Below are 3,567 nucleotides of genomic sequence, written 5' to 3'. Positions count from 1 at the left end.
AGCAAAGTGCCCTCGAACAGATGGTCCTTGAGCGCGCCCACCATCTCGTTGATGAAGCTGGCGGTATTCGAGGTCACGACCAGTTGCAGGCCCGGCGGCAGGGTAGGACGGATCTGCGTATCCAGCCGGCGCAACACTTCATCGGCAATGGCCACGGTATTGGTATTGGGAATACGCGAGATGCCGATAGTGACCGCCGGCTCGCCGTTGCGCCGCGCAAGGCTGCGCACATCGCCCTCGCCGTCTATCACCTGCGCCACGTCGGCAAGCTTCACCGGTGCCTCGCCACGCCAGCCTATCACCAGGCCCTTAAGCGCCGACACCGAGTGGAATTCCTGATCCAGATCGACCAGAAACTCTTTCGGACCGGCTTCCAGATAACCACCGGCATCCTGACGATGCTCGCGCTTGAGTGCATCCTTCACGTCCTGTGCCGACAGCTTGTAAGCCGCTAGTTGCTGTGGCTGCAGCTCGATACGGATCACCCGCTCGCCACGCCCGCGCACCGCCACCTCGCCGACGCCATCGATAGACTCCAGCTGCTTGCGCACGACGTTATTGGCGAACTGGTACAGGTCGCGCTCGGTACGCTCTCCGGTCAGCGTCAGCCACATGATGGGGCTGGCACCCGCATCGGTCTTGGACACCACCGGCGCGTCGGCCTCATCCGGCAAGCGGCGCCGGGCACGCTCCAGTTTGGACTGCACCTCGTTGAAGGCAACGTCGATGTCCTTGTCCAGATTGAAGGTCAGCTTGACCTGCGAGCGCCCCGGGCTGGAAGTCGACTCCAGCGTATCAATACCGGGCACACTATTGAGTGCCGACTCGATCACCTGGGTCACACTCTGGTCCATCACCGCCGGCGTCGCACCATCCAGCGAGGTGGTCACCGTCAATACCGGTTGTTCGATATCCGGATAACGATCGACGCCTATCTTCTGGTAAGCCACCACGCCGAACAGCACGATCACGGCCGACAGTACGAAACTCAGCACATGGCGGCGGATAAACAAGGCGATCCAGCTCATGCGCCCGCTCCCTTGCCTGCCGGCTTGCCAGTTGCCGCCGCATCACGCACGGCAGCGCCATCGGCGAGGAAGCCGGCACCATCGACAGCCACGGTGGCACCGGCGTTCAGGCCGGAGACGATTTCAAGCTTGCCGTCACTATTCATGCCGGTCACGACCTTGCGCTCGGCCGCCTTGCCGCCGTCTACCAGATACACCACCTGCCCGCCCGGGCGTGCCACCACCGCCTGCGCCGGTAGCGCCAGCGCGTCGCGGCTAGCCAACTGGATATCGGCATCCAGCGCATCGCCTACCCGCCATGGCGCATCGGCCGGCAGGTCTGCCCACGCGATACGTGCGCGGCTGGCAGGATCCAGCCCGGCACGCACCTCGCTCACCATGGTTTTTACGCTATGCCCGCCACTCGTGAGCGTGACCGCCATGCCGCGCGCCAGCCTGTCCCCTGCCGCCCCGCCCAGCGCCAGCCGCACGCGGCGGCTGCCGGATGCATTCAGACTGAACACGACCTTGCCCGGATTGACGTAATCACCGGCGCTGACGGCGCGGGCCTCGATCACGCCGGCAAGCGGTGCGCGTATCACCGCGCGTGCCGCATCGCGCCCCTTGCTGCTGGCCTGCGCCTTGGCAGCCGACAACTGTTTTTGCAGTGCATCGCGCTGTGCCAGCGAGGCATCCAGCGCCGCAGCAGAAATAAAGCCCTGCTTCACCAGCGCCTGATTACGGCTGACCGTGGCTTGCTGCTCGGCCAATAGCGCCTGATAGCGCGCGGCCTCGGCCTCGGCGGCCAGACGCGCATCATTCAGATTACCCGGCTCGATTTCGGCCAAGGCCTGGCCGGCCTGCACCGTCTGGCCGGCATCGACCAGCACCCGCGACACCCGTCCGCTGACTTCGGCCGCCACATCCGGCGATGCGGTCGCCTCGACCTCGGCCCAGGCACGCACCGTTTCCGCCAGCGGCTGTAGCGCCAATTGGGTGGTGGTGACCGCCACTGGTGGTGGCCCCTTGCGCGCAGAAGAAGATTTATCGCCGCCGGAACAGGCAGCCAGCAGGCACAAGGCCAGCAAAGAAGCGATGGATTTCATGGGTGCAGTCAGCTGAATAGTTGACATGCATGATAAGTCAGCGCGGTGACACTGCGGCGGGGTTTAACACTTATTAATGAAAGGGCGGGAGCCGGGAGCCGGGAGCCGGGAGCCGGGAGCCGGGAGCCGGGAGCCGGGAGCCGGGAGCCGGGAGCCGGGAGCCGGGAGCCGGGAGCCGGGAGCCGATTTCAGCGTGGTGAAAAAACCGCAGCCACGTCAAGTGCCACCTGATCCCTGATCCCGAGTCCCCGATCCCGGGTATTACGCCATCTTCCAGCCTATCGTTTCACCGGCGCGCAGCGGCACCAGCGTGTCGTCACCATAGGCCAGCAGGGCGGGCACGACCCAGTCTTCCTTCACCAGAGTGATGCTGTCGCCATTCACCGGCAGGCCGTAGAAAGCCGGGCCGTTGAGCGAGGCGAAGGCTTCCAGTTTGTCCAGTGCACCGGCCGCCTCAAAGGCTTCGGCGTACAGCTCGATCGCGGCATGGGCCGTATACATGCCGGCACAGCCACAAGCGCTTTCCTTGGCGTGACGCGCATGCGGCGCGCTATCGGTGCCGAGGAAAAATTTGGCACTGCCCGAAGTCGCTGCCGTCACTAGCGCCAGGCGGTGAGTTTCGCGCTTCAGTACCGGCAGGCAATAGTGGTGCGGGCGAATACCGCCGACAAACAGTGCATTGCGGTTCATCAGCAGGTGGTGGGCGGTGATGGTGGCGGCGACATTGGCCGGCGCGCCGGCGACAAATTCGGCCGCCTGCTGCGTGGTGATGTGCTCCATGACCACCTTCAGCCCGGGCAAGCGCACCAGCAGCGGTGCCAGTACCTGATCGATAAATACCGCTTCGCGATCGAAAATATCGATGGCAGGGTCGGTCACTTCGCCATGCACCAACAGCGGCAGGCCGACTTCGGCCATCGCCTCCAGTGCCGGCATCGCCTTCTCAAGCGAGCTTACGCCCGCATCCGAGTTGGTGGTGGCTCCGGCCGGATACAGCTTGACCCCGTGCACGAAACCGCAGGCCCGCGCCTTACGGATTTCATCGGGCGAGGTATTGTCGGTCAGATACAGCGTCATCAGGGGCTCGAAGTTCGAGCCGGCCGGACGCGCAGCCAGAATACGCGCGCGGTAGCTGGCAGCCAGTTCTACCGTAGTCACCGGCGGCTTGAGGTTGGGCATGATGATGGCGCGGCCCATCTGCCGGCAGGTGTCGGGCAGAACGGCGGCGAGGCCCTCGCCATCGCGTACATGCAGATGCCAGTCATCGGGGCGGATCAGGGTCAGGGTATGCATAAGAAGCGCTCGGAGTTGGGAGTTGGAATTGTGAAGGCTTGAAGAATGGGGACTCGGGACTCGGGACTCGGGACTCGGGACTCGGGACTCGGGACTCGGGACTCGGGACTCGGGACTCGGGACTCGGGACTCGGGACTCGGGACTCGGGACTCGGGAGGCG

At 64.7% G+C, this 3,567-nt stretch carries 3 protein-coding genes; all 3 read right to left on the bottom strand.

The window, feature by feature from the left end:
* Window positions 1–1,028: efflux RND transporter permease subunit (locus ACRC1E_RS03735; RefSeq protein ID WP_438513767.1), on the bottom strand; the 1,028-nt coding region annotated here is incomplete at its 3' end.
* Entirely contained in the window at window positions 1,025–2,113 is a 1,089-nt protein-coding gene (locus tag ACRC1E_RS03730) for an efflux RND transporter periplasmic adaptor subunit (protein WP_438513766.1), read from the bottom strand. The genes ACRC1E_RS03730 and ACRC1E_RS03735, both read right to left, overlap by 4 nt.
* 261 nt (window positions 2,114–2,374) lie before the next feature.
* Window positions 2,375–3,406 (bottom strand): dihydroorotase, encoded by a 1,032-nt coding sequence (pyrC, locus tag ACRC1E_RS03725; protein ID WP_438513765.1) that lies wholly within the window; start codon window positions 3,404–3,406, stop codon window positions 2,375–2,377.
* Window positions 3,407–3,567 lie beyond the last annotated feature (161 nt).

The sequence above is a fragment of the Craterilacuibacter sp. genome (genome assembly GCF_051659485.1).
In the GTDB taxonomy this organism is placed as follows: domain Bacteria; phylum Pseudomonadota; class Gammaproteobacteria; order Burkholderiales; family Chromobacteriaceae; genus Craterilacuibacter.
Note: the sequence above shows the minus strand (reverse complement) of the source record. Positions and strands in the feature narration are given on the sequence as shown.

Excerpts from the sequence above, each read along its gene's own strand:
- ACRC1E_RS03730 (WP_438513766.1), bottom strand. The coding sequence starts at position 2,113 with ATGAAATCCATCGCTTCTTTGCTGGCCTTGTGCCTGCTGGCTGCCTGT.
- pyrC (WP_438513765.1), bottom strand. The coding sequence starts at position 3,406 with ATGCATACCCTGACCCTGATCCGCCCCGATGACTGGCATCTGCATGTA.